This is a genomic window from Siminovitchia jepli, from assembly GCF_047228825.1.
In the GTDB taxonomy this organism is placed as follows: domain Bacteria; phylum Bacillota; class Bacilli; order Bacillales; family Bacillaceae_C; genus Siminovitchia.
Genome location: NZ_JBFEGN010000017.1, coordinates 24,681 through 51,319, shown reverse-complemented (window position 1 = coordinate 51,319; position 26,639 = coordinate 24,681). Strand labels below are relative to the sequence as shown.

Annotated in this window: 27 protein-coding genes and 1 other RNA gene; 6 read left to right on the top strand and 22 right to left on the bottom strand. The window is 44.3% G+C overall.

The features are described 5' to 3' along the window. The first annotated feature begins 238 nt into the window (after window positions 1-238). On the top strand, window positions 239-1,327 hold the full coding sequence (locus AB1L08_RS08930) for a bifunctional 3-deoxy-7-phosphoheptulonate synthase/chorismate mutase (protein WP_413064314.1): 1,089 nt from the start codon (window positions 239-241) through the stop codon (window positions 1,325-1,327). Window positions 1,328-1,386: 59 nt separating this feature from the next. Here AB1L08_RS08930 and AB1L08_RS08925 read toward each other — a convergent pair whose 3' ends face one another. The 5 genes from AB1L08_RS08925 to AB1L08_RS08905 all read right to left on the bottom strand — a co-directional run bounded on the left by AB1L08_RS08925 (window position 1,387) and on the right by AB1L08_RS08905 (window position 4,597). Beyond that, on the bottom strand, window positions 1,387-2,898 hold the full coding sequence (locus AB1L08_RS08925) for a carboxypeptidase M32 (protein WP_413064313.1): 1,512 nt from the start codon (window positions 2,896-2,898) through the stop codon (window positions 1,387-1,389). A 139-nt stretch (window positions 2,899-3,037) separates the two neighbouring features. Beyond that, on the bottom strand, window positions 3,038-3,217 hold the full coding sequence (locus tag AB1L08_RS08920) for a hypothetical protein (protein WP_413064312.1): 180 nt from the start codon (window positions 3,215-3,217) through the stop codon (window positions 3,038-3,040). Between the two features lie 140 nt (window positions 3,218-3,357). Next, window positions 3,358-3,748: RNase P RNA component class B (gene rnpB, locus AB1L08_RS08915), an RNA gene on the bottom strand. A gap of 67 nt (window positions 3,749-3,815) precedes the next feature. After that, complete coding sequence (gpsB, locus tag AB1L08_RS08910; RefSeq protein ID WP_413064311.1) at window positions 3,816-4,121, bottom strand: cell division regulator GpsB; 306 nt, start codon at window positions 4,119-4,121, stop codon at window positions 3,816-3,818. Between the two features lie 176 nt (window positions 4,122-4,297). Beyond that, window positions 4,298-4,597, bottom strand: coding sequence for a CotD family spore coat protein (locus AB1L08_RS08905; protein ID WP_413064310.1), 300 nt, complete (start codon window positions 4,595-4,597; stop codon window positions 4,298-4,300). 286 nt (window positions 4,598-4,883) lie between these two features. Here AB1L08_RS08905 and AB1L08_RS08900 point away from each other — a divergent pair, with 286 nt between their 5' ends. Then, window positions 4,884-5,351, top strand: a complete 468-nt coding sequence (locus AB1L08_RS08900; RefSeq protein ID WP_413064309.1) for an Hsp20/alpha crystallin family protein — start codon at window positions 4,884-4,886, stop codon at window positions 5,349-5,351. Between the two features lie 76 nt (window positions 5,352-5,427). On the opposite strand, the gene AB1L08_RS08895 is transcribed toward AB1L08_RS08900, so the two are convergent. After that, window positions 5,428-5,832, bottom strand: coding sequence for a YppG family protein (locus AB1L08_RS08895; RefSeq protein ID WP_413064308.1), 405 nt, complete (start codon window positions 5,830-5,832; stop codon window positions 5,428-5,430). A 285-nt stretch (window positions 5,833-6,117) separates the two neighbouring features. On the opposite strand from AB1L08_RS08895, the gene yppF reads away from it, so the two are divergent. Then, the gene (gene yppF / locus AB1L08_RS08890) at window positions 6,118-6,324 is read left to right on the top strand and encodes a YppF family protein (protein WP_413064307.1); all 207 of its coding nucleotides are present in this window, start codon (window positions 6,118-6,120) and stop codon (window positions 6,322-6,324) included. A gap of 109 nt (window positions 6,325-6,433) precedes the next feature. On the opposite strand, the gene AB1L08_RS08885 is transcribed toward yppF, so the two are convergent. Both AB1L08_RS08885 and AB1L08_RS08880 read right to left on the bottom strand, forming a co-directional pair. Further along, window positions 6,434-6,805 carry a YppE family protein gene (locus AB1L08_RS08885; RefSeq protein ID WP_413064306.1) on the bottom strand — a complete coding sequence of 124 codons (372 nt, stop codon included), beginning with the start codon at window positions 6,803-6,805 and terminating at the stop codon, window positions 6,434-6,436. Between the two features lie 94 nt (window positions 6,806-6,899). Beyond that, window positions 6,900-7,106 (bottom strand): hypothetical protein, encoded by a 207-nt coding sequence (locus AB1L08_RS08880; RefSeq protein ID WP_413064305.1) that lies wholly within the window; start codon window positions 7,104-7,106, stop codon window positions 6,900-6,902. A 424-nt stretch (window positions 7,107-7,530) separates the two neighbouring features. On the opposite strand from AB1L08_RS08880, the gene recU reads away from it, so the two are divergent. Further along, on the top strand, window positions 7,531-8,133 hold the full coding sequence (gene recU / locus AB1L08_RS08875) for a Holliday junction resolvase RecU (protein ID WP_413064304.1): 603 nt from the start codon (window positions 7,531-7,533) through the stop codon (window positions 8,131-8,133). 47 nt (window positions 8,134-8,180) lie between these two features. Continuing rightward, window positions 8,181-10,862: a PBP1A family penicillin-binding protein gene (locus tag AB1L08_RS08870; RefSeq protein WP_413064303.1), complete on the top strand. Its 2,682-nt coding sequence runs from the start codon at window positions 8,181-8,183 to the stop codon at window positions 10,860-10,862. Between the two features lie 47 nt (window positions 10,863-10,909). Here the strand turns inward: AB1L08_RS08870 and nth are convergent, their stop codons facing one another. The 13 genes from nth to AB1L08_RS08805 form a co-directional block, all read right to left on the bottom strand. Then, on the bottom strand, window positions 10,910-11,575 hold the full coding sequence (gene nth / locus AB1L08_RS08865; protein WP_413064302.1) for an endonuclease III: 666 nt from the start codon (window positions 11,573-11,575) through the stop codon (window positions 10,910-10,912). 18 nt (window positions 11,576-11,593) lie between these two features. Next, window positions 11,594-12,322, bottom strand: a complete 729-nt coding sequence (locus tag AB1L08_RS08860) for a DnaD domain-containing protein (protein WP_413064301.1) — start codon at window positions 12,320-12,322, stop codon at window positions 11,594-11,596. A 72-nt stretch (window positions 12,323-12,394) separates the two neighbouring features. Further along, a complete protein-coding gene (locus tag AB1L08_RS08855; RefSeq protein WP_413064316.1) occupies window positions 12,395-13,579 on the bottom strand; it encodes a pyridoxal phosphate-dependent aminotransferase in 1,185 nt (394 codons plus the stop codon). 21 nt (window positions 13,580-13,600) lie between these two features. Then, a complete protein-coding gene (locus tag AB1L08_RS08850; RefSeq protein WP_413064300.1) occupies window positions 13,601-14,077 on the bottom strand; it encodes a cell wall elongation regulator TseB-like domain-containing protein in 477 nt (158 codons plus the stop codon). 179 nt (window positions 14,078-14,256) lie between these two features. After that, window positions 14,257-17,058 carry an ATP-dependent DNA helicase DinG gene (dinG, locus tag AB1L08_RS08845; RefSeq protein ID WP_413064299.1) on the bottom strand — a complete coding sequence of 934 codons (2,802 nt, stop codon included), beginning with the start codon at window positions 17,056-17,058 and terminating at the stop codon, window positions 14,257-14,259. Between the two features lie 123 nt (window positions 17,059-17,181). After that, window positions 17,182-18,027, bottom strand: coding sequence for a pantoate--beta-alanine ligase (gene panC, locus AB1L08_RS08840; RefSeq protein ID WP_413064298.1), 846 nt, complete (start codon window positions 18,025-18,027; stop codon window positions 17,182-17,184). A gap of 1 nt (window position 18,028) precedes the next feature. Next, window positions 18,029-18,865 (bottom strand): 3-methyl-2-oxobutanoate hydroxymethyltransferase, encoded by an 837-nt coding sequence (gene panB, locus AB1L08_RS08835; RefSeq protein ID WP_413064297.1) that lies wholly within the window; start codon window positions 18,863-18,865, stop codon window positions 18,029-18,031. A gap of 439 nt (window positions 18,866-19,304) precedes the next feature. Further along, window positions 19,305-20,291, bottom strand: coding sequence for a biotin--[acetyl-CoA-carboxylase] ligase (locus AB1L08_RS08830; protein WP_413064296.1), 987 nt, complete (start codon window positions 20,289-20,291; stop codon window positions 19,305-19,307). Beyond that, window positions 20,276-21,460, bottom strand: a complete 1,185-nt coding sequence (locus tag AB1L08_RS08825) for a CCA tRNA nucleotidyltransferase (RefSeq protein ID WP_413064295.1) — start codon at window positions 21,458-21,460, stop codon at window positions 20,276-20,278. The genes AB1L08_RS08830 and AB1L08_RS08825 overlap by 16 nt, the downstream gene beginning before the upstream one ends. An 18-nt stretch (window positions 21,461-21,478) precedes the next feature. Beyond that, entirely contained in the window at window positions 21,479-22,606 is a 1,128-nt protein-coding gene (gene bshA / locus AB1L08_RS08820; RefSeq protein WP_413064294.1) for an N-acetyl-alpha-D-glucosaminyl L-malate synthase BshA, read from the bottom strand. A 3-nt stretch (window positions 22,607-22,609) separates the two neighbouring features. Further along, window positions 22,610-23,323 (bottom strand): bacillithiol biosynthesis deacetylase BshB1, encoded by a 714-nt coding sequence (gene bshB1, locus AB1L08_RS08815; RefSeq protein ID WP_413064293.1) that lies wholly within the window; start codon window positions 23,321-23,323, stop codon window positions 22,610-22,612. 15 nt (window positions 23,324-23,338) lie between these two features. Then, window positions 23,339-24,142 (bottom strand): 4-hydroxy-tetrahydrodipicolinate reductase, encoded by an 804-nt coding sequence (dapB, locus tag AB1L08_RS08810; RefSeq protein ID WP_413064292.1) that lies wholly within the window; start codon window positions 24,140-24,142, stop codon window positions 23,339-23,341. Beyond that, on the bottom strand, window positions 24,135-24,482 hold the full coding sequence (locus AB1L08_RS08805; RefSeq protein ID WP_413064291.1) for a nucleotide pyrophosphohydrolase: 348 nt from the start codon (window positions 24,480-24,482) through the stop codon (window positions 24,135-24,137). Before AB1L08_RS08805 ends, dapB begins: the two co-directional genes overlap by 8 nt. 134 nt (window positions 24,483-24,616) lie before the next feature. Here AB1L08_RS08805 and AB1L08_RS08800 point away from each other — a divergent pair, with 134 nt between their 5' ends. Then, window positions 24,617-25,495 (top strand): YitT family protein, encoded by an 879-nt coding sequence (locus AB1L08_RS08800; RefSeq protein WP_413064290.1) that lies wholly within the window; start codon window positions 24,617-24,619, stop codon window positions 25,493-25,495. A 422-nt stretch (window positions 25,496-25,917) separates the two neighbouring features. On the opposite strand, the gene AB1L08_RS08795 is transcribed toward AB1L08_RS08800, so the two are convergent. After that, window positions 25,918-26,592 carry a zinc metallopeptidase gene (locus tag AB1L08_RS08795; RefSeq protein WP_413064289.1) on the bottom strand — a complete coding sequence of 225 codons (675 nt, stop codon included), beginning with the start codon at window positions 26,590-26,592 and terminating at the stop codon, window positions 25,918-25,920. Window positions 26,593-26,639: the final 47 nt, after the last annotated feature.

Genomic DNA, 26,639 nt, shown 5'->3' with positions numbered 1-26,639 from the left:
TTCATTGTCACCGCCCTCTGAAAGCGTGCTTTCTTTTTGTGGGTATATACGAAAAAAGGGAACATCGCAAAAAGCTTAATTTAAAAAAGTCTATTGACAAAAAATGAATAACGGTATAATGTGTTGAGCTATCAATAAAAATTATAACACACCTGCTTTACAGCGTTGAAGTCCTGAAGTTAAAAAACTTCAACAAAATTGGAGAGGTTAAGTTAAATTTTATAAGGAGGGCTTATCGTTGTCTGATCTTGAATCATTGCGTTCCCAAATTGAAAAAACGACGTTGCAAATGTTGGAACTGTTGAATGAACGCGGCCGTATTGCCCAAGAAATTGGGAAATTGAAAGAAATGCAGGGCGTTAAGCGCTTTGACCCTGTTCAGGAGCGTAAATTGCTGAACTTGCTGGCCGACCATAATGAAGGCCCATTTTCAACTGCTACTGTTCAGCATATTTTTAAACAAATTTTTAAAGCAAGCCTCGAATTGCAGGAAGATGATCACCGTCAGGCACTGCTTGTATCAAGAAAGAAAAAGGCCGACGACACGATTGTCGAGGTAAACGGGGAAAAAATAGGGGACGGGCAGACTCATTTTATTATGGGACCGTGTGCCGTTGAAAGCTACGATCAAGTAAAAGTTGTCGGGGAAGCCTTGAAAAAACACGGGCTCAAGCTTTTACGCGGGGGAGCTTTCAAACCGAGAACATCTCCATATGACTTCCAGGGACTTGGTTTGGACGGATTAAAAATTTTAAAACAAGTGGCCGATGAAGAAGGCCTTGCCGTTGTGAGCGAGATTTTAAACCCATACGACATGGAAACGGCATTGGAGTACGTTGACGTTATTCAAATCGGCGCCCGCAACATGCAAAACTTTGAATTATTAAAAGTAGCCGGGGCAGTCAACAAGCCTGTATTGTTAAAACGCGGACTGGCTGCCACAATTGAAGAGTTCATGTATGCGGCAGAGTACATCCATGCCCAAGGAAACAACCAGATCATTCTTTGTGAAAGAGGGATCCGCACATATGAAAGAGCAACTAGAAATACGCTCGACATTTCTGCTGTTCCAATCTTGAAGAAAGAAACCCACTTGCCTGTGGTGGTGGATGTTACACACTCAACCGGCCGCAAAGATCTCCTGCTTCCTGCCACGAGAGCGGCCATTGCGATCGGAGCGGATGCAGTCATGGCTGAAGTTCATCCTGATCCCGCGGTTGCCCTTTCCGATTCGGCGCAGCAAATGGACATCGACCAATTCAACGAATACATGGAAGATGCCAAGGCGTTTGCAGGGAAAATCCAAAAAGCACCGGCCGGAGTTTAATAAAAAAAACGATTCGTTTCGCGATATGCAAAACGAATCGTTTTTTTATTGACGAGAGATTATAATTCATACAGTGCCGAATATTTATCAACGAGATAATCCGTTAAATATCTTGCAGTTAAGCTTTCACCCGTTACATCATGAATGATTTCCAATGGTTTTTTCGTTTTTCCGAACTGGTGGATCTTTTTATTGAGCCATTCTTTTATGGGCAGCAGCTCGCCATTTTTCAACAGCTCATCGTAGGAAGGCAGATCTTGCAGCATTGCATGTTTGATTTGGGCGGCATACATGTAACCAAGTGCGTAGGACGGAAAATAACCAAAACTGCCTGACGACCAATGTACATCTTGTAAAATACCTTCCGCATCGTTATCCGGGCGGATCCCCAAATATTCCTCATACTTGGCGTTCCATATTTCCGGCAAGTCTCTTACGCGGACTTCATCGTTAAACAATGCTTTTTCAATTTCATACCTGATGATGATATGTAAAGAATATGTTAAATTATCCGCCTCAATCCGGATGAGGGAAGGCTTTGCCTCGTTGATGGCGAAATAAAAATCATCAAGGGAAACATCATCAAATTGTCCGTCGGCATAAGCTTTAAGCAGTTCATAATTGTGGACCCAAAATGACCGGTCCCGCGCCACAATATTTTCGTAAAAAAGCGACTGGGATTCATGAATGCCCATCGATGTCCCGGTACAAAGCGGGGTTCCGATCAATTGCTGTGAAATATTTTGCTCATAAATGGCGTGTCCGCCTTCATGGATCGTTCCAAATACAGCAGTCCGCCAGTCGTTTGGATTATATCTCGTAGTAACACGAACATCTCCGGGATTTAGTCCCGTTGCAAATGGATGGACCGTTTCATCAAGCCGGCCGGCTTGAAAATCGTAGCCCATTTGCTCCAATATTTTCAGGCTGAATTCTTTTTGGCTGTTGATGGGCATGGATTGCCAAAGCGTATCCTTGATCGGTTTTTTCCCTGACTCGGCAATTTTCCTTACAAGCGGAACAATCGTTTCCTTCAAGGCTGCAAATTCCTTGTCAATCGTCTTTACCGTTACCCCTGGTTCAAAAAGATCCAGTAATGTATCATATTTATTTTCCTTGTAGCCCCAATAGCCAATAAACTTTTTGTTAAACGCTACCAGCTTCTCCAAATAAGGCCGAAACATCTCAAAGTCGGATTTGGCCCGGGCTTCTTCCCAAACCGATTCGGCTTCGGATTGCAAAATGACATATTCTTTATACTCTGCCGCGGGTATTTTTATATTTTGATTATAAGTTTTTGTGCATTCTTCCAGCGTTTTTTGGCCAAGATCTGATAAAGACTCTTTTTTGCCTGATAAATTTGCAATAAATGCAGCCATTTCTTCAGACGTAGACATGTTAAAATGTTCGGAAGCAAGGACACCGATCACTTGTGACCGCTGCTTTAGCCCTTTTTTCGGCGCGCCTGTCCGCATATCCCAATAAATAAGCTGAAGTGCTTCATCATAGGCTTCCATTTTCTTTACATAATTCAAGAATTTTCCTTCCTTTTCAAGTACACAATCCGCCATGTGACAGCCCCCTTCTAAATAATCATTGCATAACAAATGACAAAGGCTTCCCTTTAACCATATTAGTATAATATGAGTCCCATCGTCCAGCAGATCGGCAAATAAAAAATGAAACGCGGCGATGGAAGATCATAGCGTTTCATTTTACCCTTAGGCTGCCATTGTTGGACAATACGTAATGCAGCGCTTTAGTAAGACTTTGTTCTGCATCTTGGAGATTCTTTGCGGCCAGGTCCGGCACATTTTCCTTCTGCAGGATTTCATAAGACAAAATGAGTGCTTTGGAGATTTTTTGCAGTTCATTTATTGGCTGCGGCACGAAAATATCACTCCCTCTTTTGTTAAGTATACAAAAAAAGTATATTCCAATGATTATTTTTTTATTCGACCGATAATTAAAAAAACCTTCCGGCTCGGGAAGGTTGTTCATTGAAAATGTTTCTTGCCTATCCAATAACATTCTGTAAGCCATGTTCTGTGCCATCGTACTGCATGTGATCATAGGCCGATCTCGTACTCCGGCGGTAATCATCTATCTGCAGGCGTCAATCGCCCGCCTCTTTCCTCGTTCCTTAATTCCTCGGAAAGAGTGCCTCTACCATCATTTGAGTTTCTCGCTCACGGGGTTTACCTCGTTCCACCCCTGCCGTTTCCGGCAAGGCTTCGTCACTGTGGCACTTTAAAGGTATTCGCATCATATCAAAGACTTAGATGCTTTCCCTGCCGTCAGCCAAATTTCTGGCTGCCCTGGCTTATTGTTTCGCCAGGCGTGATCACTACGGGCATCTCAGCACCGTGCGAGCATGGACTTTCCTCTGCCACGGAAACATGGCAGCGATTACCCGAATGTTATTTTACGTTGAATAATTATTATAGTATGTAGAGAGCAAAAATACAAGCGCCATTAATTGGAAATGTTAATAATTTTCATCGAGCTTGCTGCCAAATACGTGTTTTTCCAAATTCGACAGCCGTTTTAAAATATCAAAATTCGTCGTGCCGGCCGGCTGTACATGCTGCTTCCGGTTACTCTCCTCCAATTGCTTTTTTAATCTTACATTTTCCTGCTGCATTTCATCGATGATTGTATGCATTGCTTCGTAATCCTTAATAATCAGATCCAAAAACTTGTCAACTTCTTCTTGTTTATAACCGCGAAAACCCGTTTTAAATTCTTTTTCCAATATTTCCTTGGCAGTTAATTTTAATTTATCAGCCATCATTCGAGACCACCTCAAATTCCAACGACATTACTATTATTCTTTCAAAATATAAAGCATTTGTCAATTTTACAGCAGCACTTTTTCATTTCGCTTAATCCGTGCATTTGGGATCAGCCGATTACAAGGATGAATATGCCCTTCATTCATCCTTGTATCAGTCCGGACTATTGTCAACGCTAATAAGGGATCATCGGTCCGGGGCCGAATCCTGGCATTGGAGGGCCAAATCCGGAGCCTTGGGGCGGAACCATTCCGGGTCCTGGTGGTGGAGCGCAAGATTGAGTGTTTGTCACTTCATTCACGACAGATTCGGTGTGCGGGAACGAATGCTGGTGCTGATAATTAATATGATTGACCGTTGTCGTATGTGAAGGATGGATTTCCGGAATGACATAATTATAAAGTCTATGCTTTACACAGCATTTTGTTGGATGGACAACCGCAGGCAAAACCTGGGTTCCGCAATTTAAAAACATAATAAATCTCCTTTCCGTATGGGTTAATTTGTTTACACTATAACCTATGAGGAAAATGAAACCATGTACTAATACAAACACCTATTTTCCCTTTCCGTTCGCGGCTTCCGCCAGGCCCGACTTTGAAAACTTTCGCTCAATTTTCTTTCCATTTCAACAAATCCCGATAAAAAACCCGCGAGAAAGTCGAAAGTTGCGCTTGCCCGGGAAATGACGGAGACATTCCCCAAAGAACTTTTTTATAAATCCGTCATACACTAACACAAAAAGGAAAGGAGCACATAAGATGACGGATAAATCCCCAGATAAAAAATCGCCTGGACATCCATCTGAAACCGTTAATTACTTTTTGAAAGCAATGAATGATTTTTTTGAACACCGCCCCGTAAAAGGATTATTGGAAAGCATGGACGAATTATTTTCATCCACCCCGTTCAGCAGCTTTCCGGCAGAACTGAAAGAAACGGAGAAGGAATATATCATTGATGCCAAACTTCCGGGAATTCAAAAAGAACAAATTGCCATCGACGTATGGAATCAACACGTAACGATATCGGTGCTTCACCATGAATCTTTCACCGCGGAAAATGAATATAAGGAAATCATCCAGCGAAAAGAAACAATGAAAAAATCCACACGGACGATTCCCTTGGCCAAACCAATTGACAATAAGGGTGTAAAAGCTTCTTTCAAAAATGGCTTGCTGAATATTCAAATTCCAAAAATAAAGGGAAAAAGAATCGAAATATCTTAAAAGGAACCGGTTCGAAACACCGATTCCTTTTTTCATTCTGTTATCTCTTGTTTATATTGTCCAAAATGCCCTATCTTTAACCTTTAAAAAGCCCGCCTATTCCTTTTGCCATATTGGACAATTGTGTCAATGCATTCATCATCTGGCCGGCAGTATCAACCATTTTATTAATATCCAAAGTTCCGCTTTGTGATTTAAATGAATTCAGAATCGTTCCCAATTGGCTCGGAGGAGGTTTTGGAAAAAAACCCGGCGGCTGGTTTGGAACTTGGTACGGTTGAGGGCCTACCCCGTAATCTTGCTGTGAAGCCCCCTTGTCATCCTCGGGCTGCAGTGGATTTTGAAACAATTGCGGCTGAGTGTTTGGCGGACCATAATGGTGGGGCTGGCCGGCACCGGCAATGTAATGGCCATTTAACGTTTGCTGCTGGAACGAATAATTGGGAAATCCCCCATAACCTTGCAATTCAATTGGCTGCATTTGAAACCCTCCCGGCCCGTAGGGCGCTGCATAATGCTGGTATGGAGAAGGGGTATACCGAAAAAAATGTGGATAATGACCGTGAAAGAAATGCATAATCCTCCCCTGCCTTCTGCTTAAGTCACTATAATTTTATGCCCATAGGCAAATATTTGTGCCACGATCAAAATCGTATATGAAACAATGTCGAATTGTCAGGTTTTTTGTCTGAAGTCTTATTTTTCTATAAAAAAGCAAACAGGAAAAATTATGTTACTATGAAAAAAAAGCTTAGGAGGAATGTACATGACAATTCACGAATTAAAGCAAAGGTTTTTGCAGAAGAGATCACATGCAATTGAGGATGTCAGCCAATTGTTGGACTTTGCGAAGCAAACATACATTAACAATGAAATGACCGTAAAGGAATTTCGAAACATAATTCGTGAATTGGAAGCACTCGGTGCAAAAAATCCGGACCCCGTTTATCAAAATGAAAAATCAGGTAACTGACAGAAGCTGATCAGGATGGAAAAATCACGCCTTTGGAAGCGGTTACATTTTAAAAAAAGACATTAATACTTTCTCGACTTTCAAGTAAAAATAAATCCCCTGACGGTTGTCAGCGGGATTTATTTTTATTGATTTCTTCCACAATGCGGTTTAACACATATTCGACCGATTGTATATGGCTCTTGAATCTTTTTAAACTTGAATCGGGATAAAAGGAGCGGACGGAAACCATTTGGATGTTTTCGGCCGTGTTTTTGATTTGCTGGGGAAAAATTTTTTTTGGCTTGCGGGCAATCGTCCATTTTACAGCCAGAGGTTCCCATTTTTCACACAGCTTTTTCACTTGATCGGCAAAAGGCTTGACCTCTCCATAAAAATCCCCCTCCGCCCCGCTTTCCCGTGTGCGCTGAAAGTTTGATGAAGCTTCATGGCAATAATGAAGAAGTTGATCCGTCAAATTTTTTAATTGTTCCTCATCCAATTTCAATCAGCTCCTATAACAAAAAGGAGCAGCTTTGAGGCTGCTTGTTTTATCTTACAAGCTCCCGGCATGCAATTCAAGTGTCATGGACATTTCAAGAAACCTGGTAGCGCCTGATCTTCTCTCTTGCACTCGTCAATTCCAAATGAGCCAGCTTTTTCCCAACTTCCATATTTTCCTTTGTCATTTCCGCACCCAATCTGGTTTCCTCGCTTTTTACGCGCCGGGCAATTTGGTGTTCCAACTGCTCCAATTGCGCCTTGATTTCCTCCAATTTGCCGATGCACTCCTGCTTATTCATTTTGATCCCTCCACGAAACTGTTGGGTAACGTATTCTCCCTTTTCAATGATCTTCCTGCCTTGGTGACAAAACTAGAAGCAAATCGCCAAATGTTCCTTTTTTATTCACATTATCGAAAAACATGAAAGATGATGAAGATAAAGACAGGAGAATGCTGAATCACCTCTGTCTGAAAACCGGTGTTGCCCGCCCATTAAAAACGAAAGCGTGATTGACAACATTTTGTCCGTGATATATGATCCATATTCCCTTATAATACTTTCTGGCAGATTGAATTTATTATAAAATGATCATTGGAATATGGGGGTATCTTACGAAACCGATGGATCTTCTCGTTCCTTTATTTTTTCATGGTCACATTTTCTTATTTTTATTCATTTTTTTCTGCTATGATATAATTTAGTCCATAAAGGGGGATGAAACATGGAATTTCATTATCCTAATGGCCGTAAATACGAGAACCTGTCCGCCGGGAACCAAAAAAGCCCGGCCGCAGCCAACTACAGCAACAGGGGCATGACACTGGAGGAAGATCTGAATGAAACAAACCAATATTATTTGGCAAACGGAATGGCTGTCATTCACAAAAAACCGACGCCGGTCCAAATTGTCCATGTGGACTATGCCAAAAGAAGCACTGCCGTCATCAAGGAAGCGTACTTTCGACAGGCGTCGACGACGGATTACAACGGCGTCTGTGAAGGCAGGTATATAGATTTTGAAGCAAAAGAAACAAAAAGCAGGACATCATTCCCTTTAAAAAACTTTCACTCCCATCAAATCGAACATATGCATCATGTTGTCAATCAGAATGGCATAGCATTCGTCATCATCAGATTTTCGGCAACTGAAGAAATATTTTTGCTGGAAAGCAAGTTTTTATTTGAATTTTGGGACCGCATGGTTTCCGGAGGGCGAAAGTCGATCTCCAAAAAAGAGATCGTCGCCCATGGCCATAAAATTAAGCTCGGCTACCGGCCAAAAATCGACTATTTGAAGGTTGTACGGGAGATTTATGAATTTTAACAGAAAACACAAGAACTTCTTTAATATTGAAAGCGGGGATTTTTTATATGGCAGACAAGTTTCAAACACGGACAGAACGCCGAAAATCGACAAAACAAAAAAAGGGAAAACAAAAGCCGAGAGGCTTTCTAAAAAAAGTCTTTCTGTTTGTTGCTTTACTTTTCTTTGCCGGATTGGCTACAGGGGCCGCTGCCTTTGCATGGTACGTGAAAGATGCCCCGAAACTGGATAAAAAGCTGCTTGTTGATCCCGTCGCATCCGAATTGCTGGATATGAACGGGGAGGTATTTACGACACTTGGAACGGAACGCCGGGACTATGTTGAAATTGATGATATTCCCCAGCAAGTAAAAGATGCTGTACTTGCCACTGAAGACGTTCGTTTTTATAAGCATCACGGGATTGACTTCAGGCGGCTTGCAGGGGCTGTACTTGCGAACGTCTCCCGCGGTTTTGGATCCGAAGGGGCTTCCACTTTGACCCAGCAGGTTGTAAAGCGTTCATTCTTGTCAGATGAAAAATCATTGAAAAGAAAAGCACAGGAAGCATGGCTTTCGATTCAACTGGAAAAGAATTTTACCAAAGACCAGATTTTTGAGATGTATGTAAACAAAATATATTATTCCAACGGTATTCACGGAATTGAAACAGCCTCCAAGTACTATTTTGGCAAAACGCTTGATGAACTTGAGCTCCAAGAGGCTGCATTCCTGGCCGGATTGCCGCAAAGCCCGAACAGATACAATCCGTACGAGCACCCGGAAAATGCCGACAAAAGAAAAAATGTTGTCCTGTCTCTTATGCACCAGCATGGCAAAATTAACAAAGAACAAATGGAAAAGGCAAAGAAAATATCTGTCACTGAAACGCTCGTACCCGAAGAGGAAAACAAGAAGGACACATATAAATATGATTCCTTCGTTGACCAAGTGATCAAAGAAGTGGAGGAGCTCGGGGATTATAACGTATTTTCCGACGGGTTAAAGATTTATACAACCCTTGACCCCGATGCACAGCAATATACCGAAAAAATGCTATATACGGATGAGGTCGTTCAATATCCCGATGATAAATTTCAAGCGGGAATCGTGTTAATGGATACCAAAACCGGCGAGGTAAGAGCGATCGGAGGCAGCCGGAACAAAGACGTAAAACGCGGGCGGAATTACGCTACACAGCTCAGCGACAAACAGCCGGGATCGACAGTGAAGCCGATTTTCGATTACGGCCCGGCCATTGAAAATTTAAATTGGTCAACGTACGAACAAATCAAGGACGAGCCTTATACGTATACAGGCGGTACACCGATCAACAACTACGACAACAGTCATCTAGGGCAAATGTCGATCAGGGAAGCCTTATACCGTTCCAGAAACATCCCGGCATTAAAAGCTTTCCAGGAAGTGGGAGCAGAAAATGTCAGAAAGTTTGCGGCTGGATTGGGCTTTGAAGATATCGCTATGACAGAGTCCGACTCGATCGGCGGGGGCAAGCAGCATCCGTCACCCTATACATTGGCCGGAGCTTTTGCGGCATTCGGCAACAACGGCATGTACAATAAACCGCACACGGTCAAAAAAATCGTGTTGATGGACGGTGAAACGGACATTAAAAACAAAGTGGAACCGAAAATTGCCATGAAGGATTCCACCGCGTACATGGTTACCGACATGCTGAAGGATGTCCTTTCCGGAAAGGCCGGGGCAACGGGAAGCGCAGCTGCTATTCCGGGGCTTCCGGTAGCCGGAAAAACGGGTACGACCAACTATTCCAAAGAAGACATAATTAAACATAATATTCCGGATGGAAGTTCTCCGGATTCATGGTTTGCCGGTTATACAACGAACTATACGATTGCTGTTTGGACCGGATATGAAAAACGCGAGAATCCGATCCTGCCGAAAGATTTAAAAATTGCCCAGCACTTGTTTAAAAACCTGATGACTCACGCTTCTTCCGGAATGGATACACCGGACTTCAAAATGCCAAAAAGCGTAGTACGGGCAGCTGTCGAAAAAGGCTCCAACCCGGCGAAAAAACCGAGCAAGTATACGCCGGAAAGTAATATCGTATATGAGCTGTTTGTAGCCGGAACCGAACCGAAAGAAGTATCACAGGCTTATGACAAACTGGATGCCCCGTCCGTATCCGGCGAATATAAAGAAGCGGAAAACGCTGTTGTATTCACCTGGAATCATCCCGACTCAGGGGAAAAAGACCTAAAGTTTAAAGTAAAAGTGAATATCGCCGGAACAGAAAAAGATCTTGGCCAAATAACCGATACGAGTTATACAATAAGCGATGTCGAACCCGGCAAAACGTATTCCATCCGGGTGACTGCCGTCAGGGATTCGCAAACGAGCTCTTCTGGTTCTGCAAGTGTAACTGTCCCGGCAGAGGAAGAGGATCAGGAAGACGAGGATCAAGTAAATGGAGAAGAACCGGCAGATGACGAAAACCCGCCTGTTGATGAAGAAATTGACAACGGAAACGACAATCAAAACAACAATGGCAATCAAAACAATAACGGCAATCAAAATGGCGAGGACAAGAATAGCAATAACGGTAATCAAAATAAGGATGACGGAAACAATAACGGTGATTCCGGAGGAAACGGAGGCAATCAGACCGGAGGCGATTCAAACGAGGGCACGGATGACAATCCGGACGGATCCGGCGGTCCTCCCCCTCCACCAGCCAATCGTCCGGCAAATAGAGATAATGAGTAAAATCCATGGAAAAGAGGGCGCAAAGCGCCCTCTTTTCCTTGTTTTCTTTAATCAGCTAGCTGTTTTTCCATTTTCCTCGTTCTTTTTTTCCCTTCCCTGCAAAGGTCCAGCAGCGGACAAACGGTACATTGCGGGTTTTGCGCCTTACAATGGTAGCGGCCAAAAAAGATCATCCGGTGATGGCTGATGGACCATTCTTCCTTCGGTATTTTCCTCATCAATGCTTTTTCGACTTCCAGTACGCTGTCTTTCCAGCGGCAAAAAGCAAGGCGTTTACTGACTCTTTCCACGTGTGTATCCACAGCGATGGCCGGGACTCCAAATGCTACCGATACGACGACGTTGGCTGTTTTTCTGCCCACTCCGGGAAGGCGCATTAATTCGTCCCGGTCACCCGGTACGGCGCCATTATATTCGTTTATCAGAATGCTGCACAGCTTGCGAATGTTTTTCGCCTTATTCCTGAACAAGCCGATCGAACGGATGTCATTTTGCAGTTCTTCTTCGGAAACTGCCAAATAATCTGCGGGTGTTTTATATTTTTCAAACAATGTTTTCGTTACTTTATTGACGAGAACATCTGTACATTGCGCGGAAAGCAGTACGGCAATCACAAGTTCAAAAGGATTGGAATGGTTCAGCTCGCACCGGGCATGGGGAAACATCTCGCCCATTGTGTCAAGACAATGGCGAACTTCTTGTTTATTCAGCAATTCTGCAATCACCTGCCTTTATTGTTCCAGCCAGTTATAAAACGGGATTGTATTGGATGGTTCGTTTGAAATGGTTTTGGGCCCTTGTTTAGCAGTCTTTTGCCTGAATTGGATTCCGTGCATTCGGGCCTGTTCAATCGTTTTAATCCCATTTTTCTTCCAATTGAATAATATGCGGTCAATATAACGAAAATTCAGTTTCCCCGATATGACCGCCTCTCTCAATGCCGCTTTTATAATCGCCGGGTCCTGGTGGTCCTCGTCCAGCCACATGGCGAGGTTCTCACATTCCATCGGGGAAAGGGGCCTGCCAAACTCCTGCTCAAAGACCGTGTATAAATCATGCTCATCATGAAGCGTATTTTCCAGGTTTTGCTGTTTTTTTTCAGCGCTCAGTTCTTCTGCAAGCCGAATCCAGAGCGGCTTTAAAGAATACTTTTCAAAACGGATTTTGTCCTCGGAAAGTCCCTCTTCTATCGCAATGAGCTGCATTTGGACGAGCTTTCTTAACATGGCGGAACACTCTCCCGCAGAAATGGTCATCCGTTCAGACAACTGCTCGGGCGTCGGGAATCCGTTTCCCCCTTCAATAAAGAATTGGATATGCAAAAGCAGCACCAACTCTTTTTCGTCAAGGCCGATTTGTCTATATTTGCTTAACAGTATACCTGGTAATTGGATCATACCGGCTTCCATCCACGACACGATAATTTCTTTATCCACATTCAGCACCTCATCTTTTTTCATGTGGAGGTTATTAGTCTCCTGATGGAAAAACCACGTACAGCACGCACGTGGCATTTATCAACGCAAGATCGTTTATCGGCTCTTTTCCTCAACAAAAGAATGAATTCGGCGGATTGCTTCTTCAAGCAGATCCGGGGAAGTGGCATAAGAAAGCCGGATGTTTTCCGGTGACCCAAAGCCGGATCCGGGTACTACGGCAACAAGCGCTTCTTCCAGCAATGCTCCGGCAAAACTGTCCACATCTTCAAACCCGGTCATCTGGGCAGCCTCTTTTACGTTGGGATACAAATAAAAGGCTCCCTGCGGCTTCAGGCATGTGACTCCCGGTATTTCATTTAACTTTTTATAGATGATGTTCATTCTTTCTTCAAAGGCCTGTCTCATCCGTTCAACAGGTTCCTGTGTTCCGTTGTAGGCTTCAATAGCCCCGTACTGGGATGCCGCAGCCGGATTGGATGTGGAATGGCTGGCAACGTCTGTCATGGCTTTAATGATCTTCTCATCACCCGCAGCGTACCCGATCCTCCAGCCCGTCATGGAATACGATTTTGAAACACCATTAATGATCACGGTTATCTGCTTCAGTTCAGGGGAAATTTCCGCAATGGATACGTGTTGGTTGCCGTCATATAAAAGTTTTTCGTAAATTTCATCCGATACGACAACAATGTGATGCTGCAGGCAAACTTCCCCGATTTTTTCCAGCTCTTCTTTCGTATAAATCATCCCTGTCGGATTGCTCGGCGAGTTGATAATGACAGCTTTTGTTTTTGGCGTAATGGCAGCTTTCAGCTGGTCGGCTGTTATTTTAAAATGACGGGACTGTTCTCCTTCAATATAGACTGGATTTCCTCCAGCCAGCTTTACCTGTTCCGGATAGCTTACCCAATACGGGGTCGGAATAATGACTTCATCCCCCTCATCCAAAATCACTTGAAAAAGGGTATACAAAGCATGTTTGGCACCGTTTGTCACAATAATTTCCGACGGTTTGTAATCAAGCCCCTGATCCCTTTTGAGCTTGTCGATGATGGCTTTCTTCAATTCGGGCAAACCGCCGGTTGCCGTGTATTTTGTGTGACCTTCTTTCATGGAGCGGCAAGCCGCTTCAATAATGTTTTCCGGCGTATTAAAATCAGGCTCTCCGGCACCAAGGCCAATGACATCAAGCCCGCTCTGTTTTAATTCCTTTGCTTTGGCTGTGATGGCCAAAGTGGATGAAGGTGTTACTTTTGAAACACGGTTTGATAATTGAATATTCATGCGATCCCTTCTTCCTTATAAATTTTCAATGTTCCTCCACCATTTTCCGGTGTCAAAATGAATGTAATAATAATTTAAATTGGATTTTTTGTCCAAATACGACAATTCCCATACGGGAAGTTTTTTTTCCATTCCAAGCCTGACGCCAAGAATTTCTTTGGGCTGTTTTTCTTTCACCAGCTTTTCGATGGCTTCCTGCTTGGAAATCCCGTCCGCCAGTTTTTTTTCAATGATTTTTTTATCTTTTTTTTCCGGAATCCAAAATACGACTTTTTCGCCGTTTTTTTCTTCACCAATCATAACATAATACGTTTCCGACCCATTGTATAGATAAAAATCATCGACCTGCTTCAATTTTTTATCGGCGTTTACTCTTTGTTCCGCCTCTTGTCTGGCCTGCTTGATTGGATCCATCGCCTTTTTGTATATGTATCCTCCCGCTGCTGCGAGCAGCAGCAGGCCCGAAAAAACGATCGTAAGCCATTTGTACATTTACCATCCCTCTTTTACCGCGGTATCCGTCACATACACAAAATTTGTTACTCATAACCGTCGGTTTAAAAGCCAAAATATGATTAAACAACGCATTGTTCACTCATCATTATAACATGATGGGAATGACGTTAAAATAAATTCTAGTCCACATCCGTGAACGCCGCAATTGCGGCGTTCTATTGGTTGGCCAACCATTGCTCAATTGCCGGGATAAGCTGCTTTAAAGGTTTTTGTTCCACCTCAATCGGGGGAAGTGAACGCAGAAACGCGTTTCCATACATCGTTGTAACGATTCGGCGGTCAAACACAAAGAATGCCCCCCGGTCCGCCTCGTTCCGGATCAACCTTCCGAACCCTTGTTTAAATTGTATGATGGCGTTAGGCAGCGAATATGCGGAAAACGGATTTTTTCCCGCCGCCTTGATAGCCGCCATTTTCGCTGCGGCTACCGGTTCGTGGATATGTGAAAAAGGAAGCCTGATGACGACAATCGAGGATAAACTTTCCCCATTCATGTCAATCCCTTCCCAAAAGCTGTTTGTACCCAACAAAATGGACTTTGCAAACTGCTGGAAAGTTTTCAGAAGGCGCTGGCGGCTTCCCGATAATATTCCGTGAGCCAGAAGGACGTATTCATTCAGCTCATTGCTGTCCTTCAGCAAATTATGCGTTTTTCTCAGCATTTCATGGGAAGTAAATAAAACAAGCATTCGCCCCCCGACTGCATTGGCAATGGCAATTAAATGACAAGCAATCGCTTCTGCATACTCATCGCCCGTGACCGTGCGAATTTCAGGCAAGTCGCTTGGTATAAACAGCTTTGCCTTCTTTTTATAATCATATGGAGATTCAATGATTTTTTCGATCTTTTGAAATGGCTGGATGCCGCATTCTTCGGCAAAAAATTTGAACGAACGGTTTACGGTCATGGAAGCCGAGGTTAAAACGGCACTTTTCGCCGCAGCAAACAGCTTTTCGGATAAAAAACGATTGGCCTCAAGCGGCTGTCCATAAATGAATGTCCTGTTTAACAACTGTTTTTTCTCGCCTTCAATCCAGACAATTTCTTCACCTTTCGGATGAATCATCAATCTGTCGAGATTTGTCTGAATGGTTTTCCATTGTTCACAAAAACCCGCCGTTTCCCCAATCAGTGCCAGCTCTTCCGGTGTGAGCTTATTAGCCGACTTTTCCAACAGGGCAAGCCGCTCTTCCATTCCTTTTTGGATGAAGCGCTGTCCGGCCGCCATCCTTTCCGCACTTAGAACGATCGATTGCCATTTCCTTTCAAGCCTTGTCTCGTTTGTGATGCTTACCTGAGCTTTGTTAGTACCTTTCTTGAATTGCTGCAAAAGCAATTGTTCCATTAGCAAAAATAAATCTTTTAATTCAAAATCCAAACTTTTCAGGGCTTCGTCCAATTCCAATACATGTATATTTGGCTCCAGGTTCAGCCGTTTTACACTTTTTTCCAGCTTATATAAAAGCTTTTGTTTTTCGGATGTACCCATTCGGTCCAACATGATTTTGACATCCCGATATCCCAACCGGGCACCATACGTATTTCGTGCCGCTTTTTCAAGCTGGTGTGCCTCATCGATGATAAAGTATTCAACCGGCGGGATATCCATCCGTCCTTCCAGGCTTTTGATCAGGCTGGCATGATTCATGATGATGATATCGGCTTGGAACGCTTGTCTTTTTGCCCGCAAATAAAAATCTTTTTTGTGCCACGGGTCTTTCGGTTGATGTACGATCCTGTTTGGGTGGCGGATCTTTTCCCAAAAAAGTGTACCGCTGCCTGATAAATTCAATTCATCCACATCGCCCGTTTCCGTTTGAACAAGCCATACAAGTATTTTCATTTTTGTAATGGCCTCGTCAAAAGAGTCATTATTTTCCCGCAGTGATTGTTCAAACCGGAAGAGGCTTATATAATGGTCCCTTCCCTTTAAAAGGGCCGTCGTAAAAGGAAAGGGGATCAGATTTTTCAGTTTGTCCAGTTCGTTTTCGATCAATTGATGTTGAAGATGGACCGTATACGTACTGATGGCTACTTGTTTATTGTGGCTGACTGCAAAATAAATGCCAGGAAACAAATAAGCGATTGTTTTGCCAATTCCCGTCCCCGCTTCAATCAGGGCATGGGTATTCGAAGTCAACGCCTCGTATACTGTATCCATCATTTCAAATTGTCCTTCACGAAGGCTAAAATGGTGAAAATACTGCTGAAATAGATTGGCCTTCTCATCTCTTTGCGACGGAAACTTTTCCGGTATTAAGGCAACCTCTTTTTTGGCATCTGCGCTTTTTCTTAAAGCAATGCCGCGGAATATTTCCAGATGCGCAGGAAGGTCTTCCGTATTTTTCTGTTTTTGGGCAAGTATTGTCCCAAATAAAAAAGCCAGGCCGCTGTCCACATTTTCCGCCAGGCGATTTAGCATTTCCAACGTAACCAAGGGCAAACTTTCCGCTTTTTTCAGCAAAAGGAGAAAAAGTTCCGCGGTTGCCATGGCATCACTGTCCGCCTGATGGGGATTGTTATGAATCAAGTTCATCTGATCGCTTAAATCTTGCAGTTTGTAACTTGGTGAACAGGGAAGAAGGATTTTCGCCAGCTCGACGGTATCCAGGGTCAAGTTCATTGGGCGATGTTTTCCTGCATTTGTAAGTTCCCCGCCCAAAAACCCCAAATCAAATTTGACATTATGGGCAACAAAAATGGACTGATCGAGAATCGTCCATACTTCATCGGCAATATCTTCAAATCTGGGGGCCTTGGACACCATTTGATCATCAATTCCCGTCAATTCTTGAATAAAATCCGGAATGGGCTTCCCGGGGTTTACAAGTGATGTATATTGATCAATCATTTTTCCTTTTTCGAGGATCACGATCGAAATCTGGATGATCCTGTCGCCCTTTTCAAAAGAATTGCCGGTCGTTTCCAGATCCACCGTGACATATCTTTTATCCATTTCTTTCACACCTTTAATCGCTGCCGGTATCCGGCTCCATGATAGTGTACCATACGATCGTTGATTCAGCCACAGGAACAGAATATAAATGCCCGCAGCCTCCGGTGGCTGCGGGCAGTTTTTTTATACATCCAGGATGATGTTGTCAATCAGCCTGGCCTTTGAAAATTTGACGGCCAAGGCAATGATTACACGCCCTTGTACTTTTTCAAGGGGGGCAAGCTCCGGATAACATAAGATGTCCACATAATCGACCGTGGCATCCGTATGGCACTTTAAATAATCTGTGACTACGCTTTTTATTTCCCCGATGTTTGTCGCCCCATTTTCAATCTTGTTTTTTGCCAATAGCAAGCTCTTATAAATGGATGGTGCCTGCTCTTTTTCACGATCGGATAAATAAACATTTCTCGAACTGATAGCAAGTCCGCTTGAATCCCGTACGGTTTCAAGGGGTACAAGCTGTACCGGAAAATCGTAATCGGCTACCATGCCCGAAACTATGGCAAACTGCTGGGCATCTTTCAGGCCGAAGTATGCCTTGTCCGGCATAACGATGTGAAACAATTTTGCCAGTACGGTGACCACCCCGTCAAAATGTCCGGGCCTGTCATTCCCGCATAGAGCATTGTTGCGTTTTACGACGGTCATTTTTGTTGACATTTCGGCATCATACATATCCGCAACACTCGGAATAAACAAAAGATCAACACCCGCAGCTTCCGCAAGCAATTCATCTCTTTTTTGATCCCGGGGATATGCTTCATAATCTTCTCCCGGTCCAAATTGGAGCGGATTGACGAAAATGCTCATGACAACGATATCATTGTTCCGTTTCGCCTCACGTGCAAGGGTTAGGTGCCCTTCATGGAGATATCCCATCGTCGGGACGAATCCGATCGTTTTGCCGCTGGACAAAAGCTGCTTCGCCATTTGCTGCATCTCTCTTTTATGGCTGATGATTTTCAATTTATTTTCCTCCGTACAAAGAAGCCAACTGGCTTTGTTCCATATTAAATGTGTGTAATTGTGCATCGGGAAATACGCCATTTTTTACTTCGTGAACATATTGCTTCAATCCGCCGGTAACCAATTCATTGGCATCGGCATATTTTTTGGCAAATTTCGGGATTCTGTCAACACCAAATGATGCCAAATCATGAAAAACAAGAACTTGTCCATCCGTGCCGGGACCGGCACCAATCCCAATAACCGGAATGCTCAATTGCTTCGATACTTCTTGGCCGAGCTGCTGGGGAATGCACTCAAGCACGAGTGCAAAGGCACCCGCCTCTTCACACTTTTTGGCTTCTTTCATCAGCTCTTCTGCAGCTTCCGCTGTCTTGGCCTGCACCTTATAGCCGCCGAGCACTCCTGCAGTCTGCGGCAACAATCCCAAATGCCCCATGACGGGAACCCCCGCTTTTGTCAAGGCCCGGATTGTCTGGATCACTTCGCCGCCGCCCTCTACTTTGACAGCATTGGCGCCGGTTTCCTGCATGATGCGGCAAGCCGCCCTCATCGCTTCTTCCTTGCTGATATGAAAAGACATGAAAGGAAGATCCGTTACAACAAACGTATCTGTTGCCCCCCGTTTTACGGCTTTTGTGTGATGAACCATGTCATGCACAGTAACGGGTACGGTGGAATCATAGCCGAGCACAACCATCCCAAGAGAATCCCCAACAAGAATGATGTCCACCCCTGCTGCTTCAGCAAGCTTGGCCTGGGGAAAATCATACGCGGTTACCATGGCAATTTTTTCCCCCGCCTGTTTCATTTTCAAAAAATCAACCGTTGTTTTCATCTTCCATTCCTCCTTTTTTAGAGGAGCGAATTATTTCGAGCAATTGGATGATAAAAATACAAAAGGAGTCCCTCTCCAAAAAGGCAGAAGGACTCCCGTAACATCCATTTCACTCGCTTCGGTCCTCTGTCCCCGTCCCCATGGATCAAGGCAGAAAAAAATATAAATGACAAATCAACCAAAAGGTGCAGCTCGTTATGATACCGCCCAATAACATCATAGCAAAATAAATAAAAAAATTCTATAAGTGCGTGTTCAAAAAGTTGGCAAAATCAGAAGGCCGCTGTGGCAACGTCGGCACCAGCACATCGTGTGCGCCGCAAGCAGGTAGAGGCGGCTTGTTTTCCGCAACGGAATGCATGTTTTTAAATAAGAGCTGCCAGAAACGAGCCAACGAAGAGATTCGCCGCTGATCATTTGGCGACTTTTCGAACATCCTCTAAAAATCCGATAGTTCAATATCGGCAGAGTAAACTTCATGGACCGTACCTGTTTCATCCTCAACCAATAATACGCCATTTTCCGTAATTCCCAGGGCCCTGCCGACAATTTTGCCTGTAACGGTAGTTGCGGCTATGACTTTTCCAATGCTGACCGCATACGTTTCCCATAATATTTTAATGGGTGCAAATCCCTTTTCCAAATATAATTGATAGTATTTTTCAAAGTGTTTCAAAAATGCCTGGATCACTTTGGCCCTGGAAACCTGGTTTCCTTTTTCAATGGACAAAGAAGTGGCTGTCTTTCTCACACTTTCGGGAAAATCGTCGCGACCATGATTCACATTCATCCCCACACCGATAATAAGAGAAGAAATTTTATCCGCTTCCGCCTGCAGCTCCGTCAAGATCCCGACCACTTTTTTGCCGTTTATTAAAATATCGTTCGGCCATTTAATTTCCGGGTAGAGACCGGTCACATCATCGATGGCATTGGCTGCTGCAACAGCCGTGATCAAAGTAAACTGCGGGGCTTTTTGGGGAGGCAGATCCGGGCGGACAATCATGCTCATCCAAATACCCCTTTGCGGCAATGAAGACCAGTCCCTTCCAAGCCGGCCCCTGCCCTTTCTCTGCTCTTCAGACACGACAATTGTCCCCTCGGGAGCTCCTTCATAGGCGAGCCGATGTGCTTCCTTTTGGGTCGATTCAACCGATTCATAAAAGTGTATGTACCGTCCAAACCGATCAGTTTCCAGGCCAAATAAAATTTCGCTTTCAGTCAGGTCTTCCGGTGTATTTACGATCTTGTAGCCTTTGTTTCTGACAGCTTCCAAAACAAAGCCGTCCTTCCTTAATTCTTCAATATGTTTCCAAATAGCCGTCCTGGAACAACCGATTTTTTCGGCAAGCGCCTGGCCGGACAAAAATTCGCCATCGGCATCGGAAAGAGCTTTGATCAATTGTTTCCTTATATCAATCGACAATTTTCCATCCAACTCCTGATCTCTTGTTTATTATTTGCGACTTCTCCATTTATGACTGCATGTACCGCCTCATGGAGGGCTTTTCCCATCCAGGGCCCGCTTTGTTTATCCGTCCAGCGGATCAGATCATGGCCGTTTACGGCTAATTCCTTCAACGATTTAATGGGCAGATTATCATACATGTCCATCAGATGGGCTACATCAGCCTCCTCCCCCCCTATCGTCAAAAAAACCGATTCTACAAGAATGGCCATCTCTTTTCCGGCAGCAAACAACTCAAAACCGCTCCAATCGTGGTGCTGGCGGCGCAGCAGGCACGGAAGAGCCTGGGCAAGCAGCTTGATTTTTTTGGAAGGAAGTCTCCATTTTTTCAGTGTTGTAACAGGATTTTCCCCGGACAAATATAAAGCCAAAAGCCACATATCATTTTCTTTTAAAGAAGAGATTTCCAGCCTGGACGCCGAACGCACAACCTCTTCCTTATTGAATAAAGAAGGCAAATACATGTAAATGCCTGTTTTGAGAAGCAATTCAAAAGCTTTCTTTTTATGCTTTCCATTTAACAGTTTTGCAAATTCAGCCGTTACTCTTTCAACGGAAATATGCTGAAGCAATCGGGCATGTTGTTTCATCGCATTTTCAGTTTTTTCGTCCAAATGAAAACCGAGCTGGCTGACAAATCTCACTGCCCGCATCATCCGCAAGGCGTCCTCCCGAAAGCGCTCATCGGCCGAACCGACTGCTGCAATGACCTTTTTGGAAAGTGCCGAACGGCCTTCAAAAGGATCAATGAAATTTCCTTTTTTATCCATGGCGATGGCGTTCATCGTAAAATCCCGTCTTTTCAAGTCCTCGTATAAGCTCCGGACAAATGTAACAGATTCGGGCCTTCTGTAGTCTTTATAGTCATGTTCAGAACGATAAGTCGTAACTTCATATCCTTTTCCACCATGAATGACCATAATCGTCCCGTGTTCAATCCCGACATCGACTGTTTTTGAAAATATCTTTTTCATTTCATCCGGTGTCGCCGATGTTGCAATATCGACGTCATGAATCTCTCTGCCAAGCAAAAAATCTCTCACAGACCCGCCGACAAAGCATGCTTCAAAACCTGCCGCTTCAATTTCATGAATAAGCGGCAATGCAGACAAAAAAGGTTCTTTCATTCCGTTGATCCTTCCTTCTCAATGATTAAGGAGCGACGTATACAGCGTTTCATACATGGATACGATGTGATCGGCCTGAAACCGTTCGTGCGGGGTATGTTCGGCATTCGCTGAAAAAGTTTCCAGCACCTCCTCATTTTGCAGAAGCACCAATGCTTTTTCTGCTGCCTCGTCGGTGTTTCCAAGATCGCAGAGAAAACCGTTGTACCCCTCTTCAATAACTTCGGGAATCCCGCCGATTCTCGTTCCGATGCAAGGGACACCGCATGCCATGGCCTCAAGTGCTACCAGTCCAAAGCTTTCCTTTTCCGACAGAAGCAGCATTAAATCACTCATTGAATATAATTCTTCCAAGTGGTCTTGCCTGCCAAGAAACAAGACCTTGCCCTCTAAGGATAATTCTTTTACGAGATTGCACACTTCTGTCATGTCCGGCCCGTCACCGACAAGCAGCAATTTGGCCGGCATGCGGGCAACGATTTTTGAAAAAGCCAAAACAACATCCGGCACCCTTTTAACCTGCCGGAAATTGGAAACGTGTATGATGACTTTTTCATCCGGTAATATGTTGTATGCCTCTTTCAATCCGTTTACACGGATCTTTTTGTACACCCTGTCATCGATAAAATTGTGAATGACATCAATTTCTTTATCAGGTGATACGACCGTTCGGGTTTGTTCGGCAAGGGCGTATGATACGGCTGTTACCCGGTCAGATTTTTCAATGCCAAAACGGATGGCATCCGCCAAGGTTGAATCATGACCCAATACGGATATATCGGTTCCATGAAGCGTTGTTACGATTTTGACATCCCGCCCCGACATTTGTTTTGCCAAAATCGCACAAACTGCATGGGGGATCGCATAATGGACATGCAATATATCCAATCGCTCCCGTTTGATCACTTCAGCCATCTTGCTGGCCAGGGCAATGTCGTATGGAGGGTATTGAAAAAGAGAGTATTGATTTACGGTTACTTGGTGAAAGAAAATGTTGGGATCCCATCTATTCAGCCGAAACGGAATATTGGAAGAGATAAAATGAATTTTGTGCCCTCTTTCTGCCAGCAGTTTACCCAGCTCGGTCGCAACGACACCCGAGCCTCCCACCGTCGGGTAACATGTAATGCCAATTTTTAGTTTCATAAGCTATAAGCCTTCCCCAAATATGTTGTTGTTTACAAGTACAGGGCGATCCGTTTTAAACCCCTCTGCAAAAGCAACACCCGCTTCAAGGCCATAAAGCCTCTCCCTTGCCTCGATTCTTTCCAAATAACCGCTTGTAAGCACTGTCTCTACCCCATTTGGCCGTTTCATGAACTGCGATTCGTATGCGCGCAAGGCAAACAGCTTCTGTTCGATAAACGAAGAAATATCCACGACAAAATCAGGCCGCGGCTGGCAGTTTATAAAATAGTATAGTAACTGCCTTGCTTTATGTCCACTTCGGCCATCTGCTTCATATTTTTGAATACCGGCCGAAAAAAACGCTTCCTTCACCAGCTTCCTGCAATTGCCATGGTCAGGATGCCGGTCTTCCCAAAAGGGGGCAAAAACAAGAACAGGCTTATAACGGCGAATAACCCCCGCGATGCTTCTGATGTATTCTTCTTTCAGGAATAAGCCCCGATCCGGGAAATGCAAATTAATCCGCTCCTGCACATGCAGCCTGCGTGCAGCTTCCAATGCTTCTCCACGTCTTGTTTCTACTGTTCCGTTGGAAGATAGCTCTGCCTCGGTTAAATCGCAGATGACAATTTTTTTGCCTTCATTCGCCCATTTGTATAAAGAACCGGCCATGCCGATTTCTACGTCATCGGCATGGGCCCCAAAAGCGAGTATATCAATGTGATTCAGTTTCAACAATAATCCCCCTTTTTAGTCTATGATTGATTCCAAACCGTAGACAAGGGTATCTAATTTAAGAACAGTTTCCACCGATACTTTCACTCCCGACATAAAAGATGCCCGGTTATATGAATCATGCCTGATCGTTAATGTTTGTCCGCCAGACCCGAAGATCACCTGCTGGTGCGCAACCAATCCGGGGAGTCTCACGCTGTGGATCCGCATGCCGTCAACATCGGCGCCTCTTGCACCTGAAATCGTTTCTTTTTCGTTTTCGTGCCCCTGTTTTTTAGGTTCCCTGTTTACACTAATCATTTCTGCCGTTTTAACGGCAGTCCCGGACGGTGCATCCAATTTTTGATCATGGTGCATTTCAATGATTTCAACGTCTTCAAAATATTTTGCGGCCGTTTGGGCAAACTTCATCATTAACACGGCGCCGACAGCGAAGTTCGGAGCGATGATGCCGCCAATTCCGTTCCGCTTGGCAAGCTCCTTTAACTCTTCAAGTTGCTCCGGTGTAAAACCCGTCGTGCCGACAACGGGGCGCACCCCGTTTTCCAAAGCTGTTTTCGTATGTAAAAAACCAATATCGGGTGTTGTTAAATCGATCAGCACATCGGCTTCTATTTGCTGGAAGCATTCATGTATATCGGTAAAAACAGGAACGTCCAATCCTGCAAAACCTTCCACATCGGATAACAGCTTCCTGTTATTGACTCGGTCAAGGACGCCGGCGAGCCGAAAATGCGGTGTTTCTTTGACAAGGTTGACCGCTTCCCTGCCCATTCTTCCCCGCGGACCGGCTACAACAATGTTTATCATATTATTCATTTTGTTCACCTTCGCTTTTTTTAGTCCATCTGTCTTTATCTCTCGTTTTGAATTTATGCATGACACGGTCGTGAGCGTCCTGCAAATCGATACCGAGGGAATTGGCCAGGCAAATAACGACAAACAGCAAATCGCCCAGTTCTTCCTCTATCGTTTTTTCTTTCTCATTCGTTTTTTTCTTTTTCTCTCCGTAATAATGATTGATTTCTCTTGCCAATTCCCCCAATTCTTCCGTTAGTCTGGCTGTCATGGCCAATGGGCTGAAATACCCTTCCTTAAACTGGCCAATATAGTCATCCACTTCATTTTGCATTTCCTTTAACGTTTTTTCATGATCCATGATTTTCACCTTCTTACCATATGTTAGCTAATTCCTTTTTTTTATACAAATGAAAATGCCTCAAGTTGCCGTTCAATGGGTTTATTGGATATAATGTGAAATGCTTGGTGAAAAAAATTACAGGGAGAGAAGACATGGTGCCTTTTCAATTAAATGTAAAAAATATCCTGTTTATTTTATTGGGGGCGGGCATTTTTGCATTCGGACTTGTCCATTTTAACATGCAAAACCATTTGGCTGAAGGCGGATTTACGGGGATTACCCTTCTTCTCTATTTTCAGTTTCGCATTGATCCTTCCATCACAAATTTGCTGTTGAATGTGCCATTATTTTTAATTGGCTGGAAATTGCTGGGTAAAAGGTCTTTCCTATATACCATGATTGGAACGGTAGCCGTATCCATATTTTTATTCATTTTTCAAAGGTTCCAGCTTTCCATTCCATTGGACGGGGACCTTTTTCTCGCTGCGCTGTTTGCCGGGGTGTTTGCCGGGATCGGCCTCGGGATGATTTTTCGCTTTGGTGGAACGACGGGAGGCGTTGATATTATCGCCCGCCTTGTATACAAATATAAAGGCATTAGCATGGGCAGGACAATGTTCGTATTTGATGCATGCGTCATCCTTGTATCTTTGATGACATACTTGGACCATCGCGAAGCGATGTATACGCTTGTAGCTGTTTTTGTCGGAGCCCGGGTGATTGATTTCATGCAGGAGGGTGCTTATGCAGCAAGAGGTGCCATGATCATTTCCGAGAATCATCATGATGAGGTGGCCGATGCCATTATGAAAGACATGGGGCGGGGCGTAACCGTACTAAAAGGCCGGGGCTCTTTTACAAAAGAAGAAAAAGATGTTCTTTATTGTGTGGTTGGCCGAAATGAAATTGTAAATTTAAAACGAATCATTACAACGATTGACCCTCAGGCATTTGTGTCTGTCATTGTCGTCCACGATGTGATGGGCGAAGGATTCACGCTGGATGAAAACAAAAGGCCGCTTGATATATAAAGAAAACGCAAGCGCCTTGCCCATCGACGTACAGACTGGAGCACTCCGCAATAGGATAAAGGAAACACGGCGACGAAAGGCAGGCTCAGGCTGCGACGTCCTGTCGCATCACCTGCACTAGCACGTCCTGTGCGTCGGCAGGCTCAGGCTGCGACGTCCTCGAAAAAGCTTACGCTTTTTCTTCACGATGACGATGCTGTCGAAGCTTTCCTTGTCCTGTCGCTTCGCCTGCACTAGCATGTCCTGTACGTCGAGCCGATGTTGACTTATCGCAGGAAAGCCGCTTCTTCGAGTAACCATTCTGCAGCTTTGCGACGAGCTGAACGAAGCTTCCTCGAATATGCTATGCGCAGGAGCACCTGAGGCGCTGGTCTCCCGCTTGTATGTAAAAAAGCCCGGTGCCTAAAGCACCGGGCTCTTCCCTAATCACGATTTGTAAAAATCAGAATTAATCTGAGCAATTCCAACACGGCGACAGCAGCTGCCGCAACATATGTCATCGCTGCAGCATTCAATACTTTTCTTGCCTCGCGTTCTTCCGTATTGCTAATTAAGCCCAGCGTAACGATTTGGTCCATGGCCCTGGAAGAAGCATTGAATTCGACCGGCAGCGTAATAAGCTGGAATAACACTCCCGCTGACATCAAGATAATCCCGATCAGCAGCATGTTGGAAAACGCAGTGGAGATCAGCCCAATGATAATAAAAATCCAGGCAAGGTTGGAACTGATGTTTGCCACCGGGACCAATGCGTGCCGAAAGCGCAAAGGCGCGTATCCCTGCTGGTCTTGAATGGCGTGTCCAACTTCATGGGCCGCCACAGCCGCACCGGCAACCGATTGGCGATGAAAGTTGTCTGATGACAAATGCACCGTTTTCGTAATCGGGTTGTAATGGTCGCTTAACATGCCGGGAGTTTCTTTTACTTGGACATTATATAAACCGTTGGCATCCAAAATTTTCCGGGCCACTTCTGCTCCTGTAATGCCGGCGGTTGTTGGAATTTTTGAAAACTTCTTATACGTATTCTGCACTTTAAATTGCGCCCATAGGGGGATGATCATGATCAACAAAAAGTAAATTAAATATCCTCCCATTTTTACCCTCCAATATAAATATCTTTACTATTATTTTATGTGATTCC

Coding starts and splice junctions, on each gene's coding strand:
- AB1L08_RS08860 (WP_413064301.1), bottom strand. CDS start 12,322: ATGAAAAAAGATGAGGTGCTGAATGTGGATAAAGAAATTATCGTGTCG.
- gpsB (WP_413064311.1), bottom strand. CDS start 4,121: ATGATGGCTGATAAATTAAAATTAACTGCCAAGGAAATATTGGAAAAA.
- AB1L08_RS08870 (WP_413064303.1), top strand. CDS start 8,181: ATGGCAGACAAGTTTCAAACACGGACAGAACGCCGAAAATCGACAAAA.
- recU (WP_413064304.1), top strand. CDS start 7,531: ATGGAATTTCATTATCCTAATGGCCGTAAATACGAGAACCTGTCCGCC.
- panB (WP_413064297.1), bottom strand. CDS start 18,865: ATGAAAACAACGGTTGATTTTTTGAAAATGAAACAGGCGGGGGAAAAA.
- bshA (WP_413064294.1), bottom strand. CDS start 22,606: ATGAAACTAAAAATTGGCATTACATGTTACCCGACGGTGGGAGGCTCG.
- AB1L08_RS08850 (WP_413064300.1), bottom strand. CDS start 14,077: ATGTACAAATGGCTTACGATCGTTTTTTCGGGCCTGCTGCTGCTCGCA.
- AB1L08_RS08805 (WP_413064291.1), bottom strand. CDS start 24,482: ATGGATCATGAAAAAACGTTAAAGGAAATGCAAAATGAAGTGGATGAC.
- AB1L08_RS08905 (WP_413064310.1), bottom strand. CDS start 4,597: ATGTTTTTAAATTGCGGAACCCAGGTTTTGCCTGCGGTTGTCCATCCA.
- AB1L08_RS08900 (WP_413064309.1), top strand. CDS start 4,884: ATGACGGATAAATCCCCAGATAAAAAATCGCCTGGACATCCATCTGAA.
- dinG (WP_413064299.1), bottom strand. CDS start 17,058: ATGGATAAAAGATATGTCACGGTGGATCTGGAAACGACCGGCAATTCT.
- yppF (WP_413064307.1), top strand. CDS start 6,118: ATGACAATTCACGAATTAAAGCAAAGGTTTTTGCAGAAGAGATCACAT.
- AB1L08_RS08925 (WP_413064313.1), bottom strand. CDS start 2,898: ATGGCGGATTGTGTACTTGAAAAGGAAGGAAAATTCTTGAATTATGTA.
- dapB (WP_413064292.1), bottom strand. CDS start 24,142: ATGAATAATATGATAAACATTGTTGTAGCCGGTCCGCGGGGAAGAATG.
- AB1L08_RS08895 (WP_413064308.1), bottom strand. CDS start 5,832: ATGCAGCCAATTGAATTGCAAGGTTATGGGGGATTTCCCAATTATTCG.
- AB1L08_RS08825 (WP_413064295.1), bottom strand. CDS start 21,460: ATGAAAGAACCTTTTTTGTCTGCATTGCCGCTTATTCATGAAATTGAA.
- AB1L08_RS08880 (WP_413064305.1), bottom strand. CDS start 7,106: ATGAATAAGCAGGAGTGCATCGGCAAATTGGAGGAAATCAAGGCGCAA.
- AB1L08_RS08800 (WP_413064290.1), top strand. CDS start 24,617: ATGGTGCCTTTTCAATTAAATGTAAAAAATATCCTGTTTATTTTATTG.
- AB1L08_RS08795 (WP_413064289.1), bottom strand. CDS start 26,592: ATGGGAGGATATTTAATTTACTTTTTGTTGATCATGATCATCCCCCTA.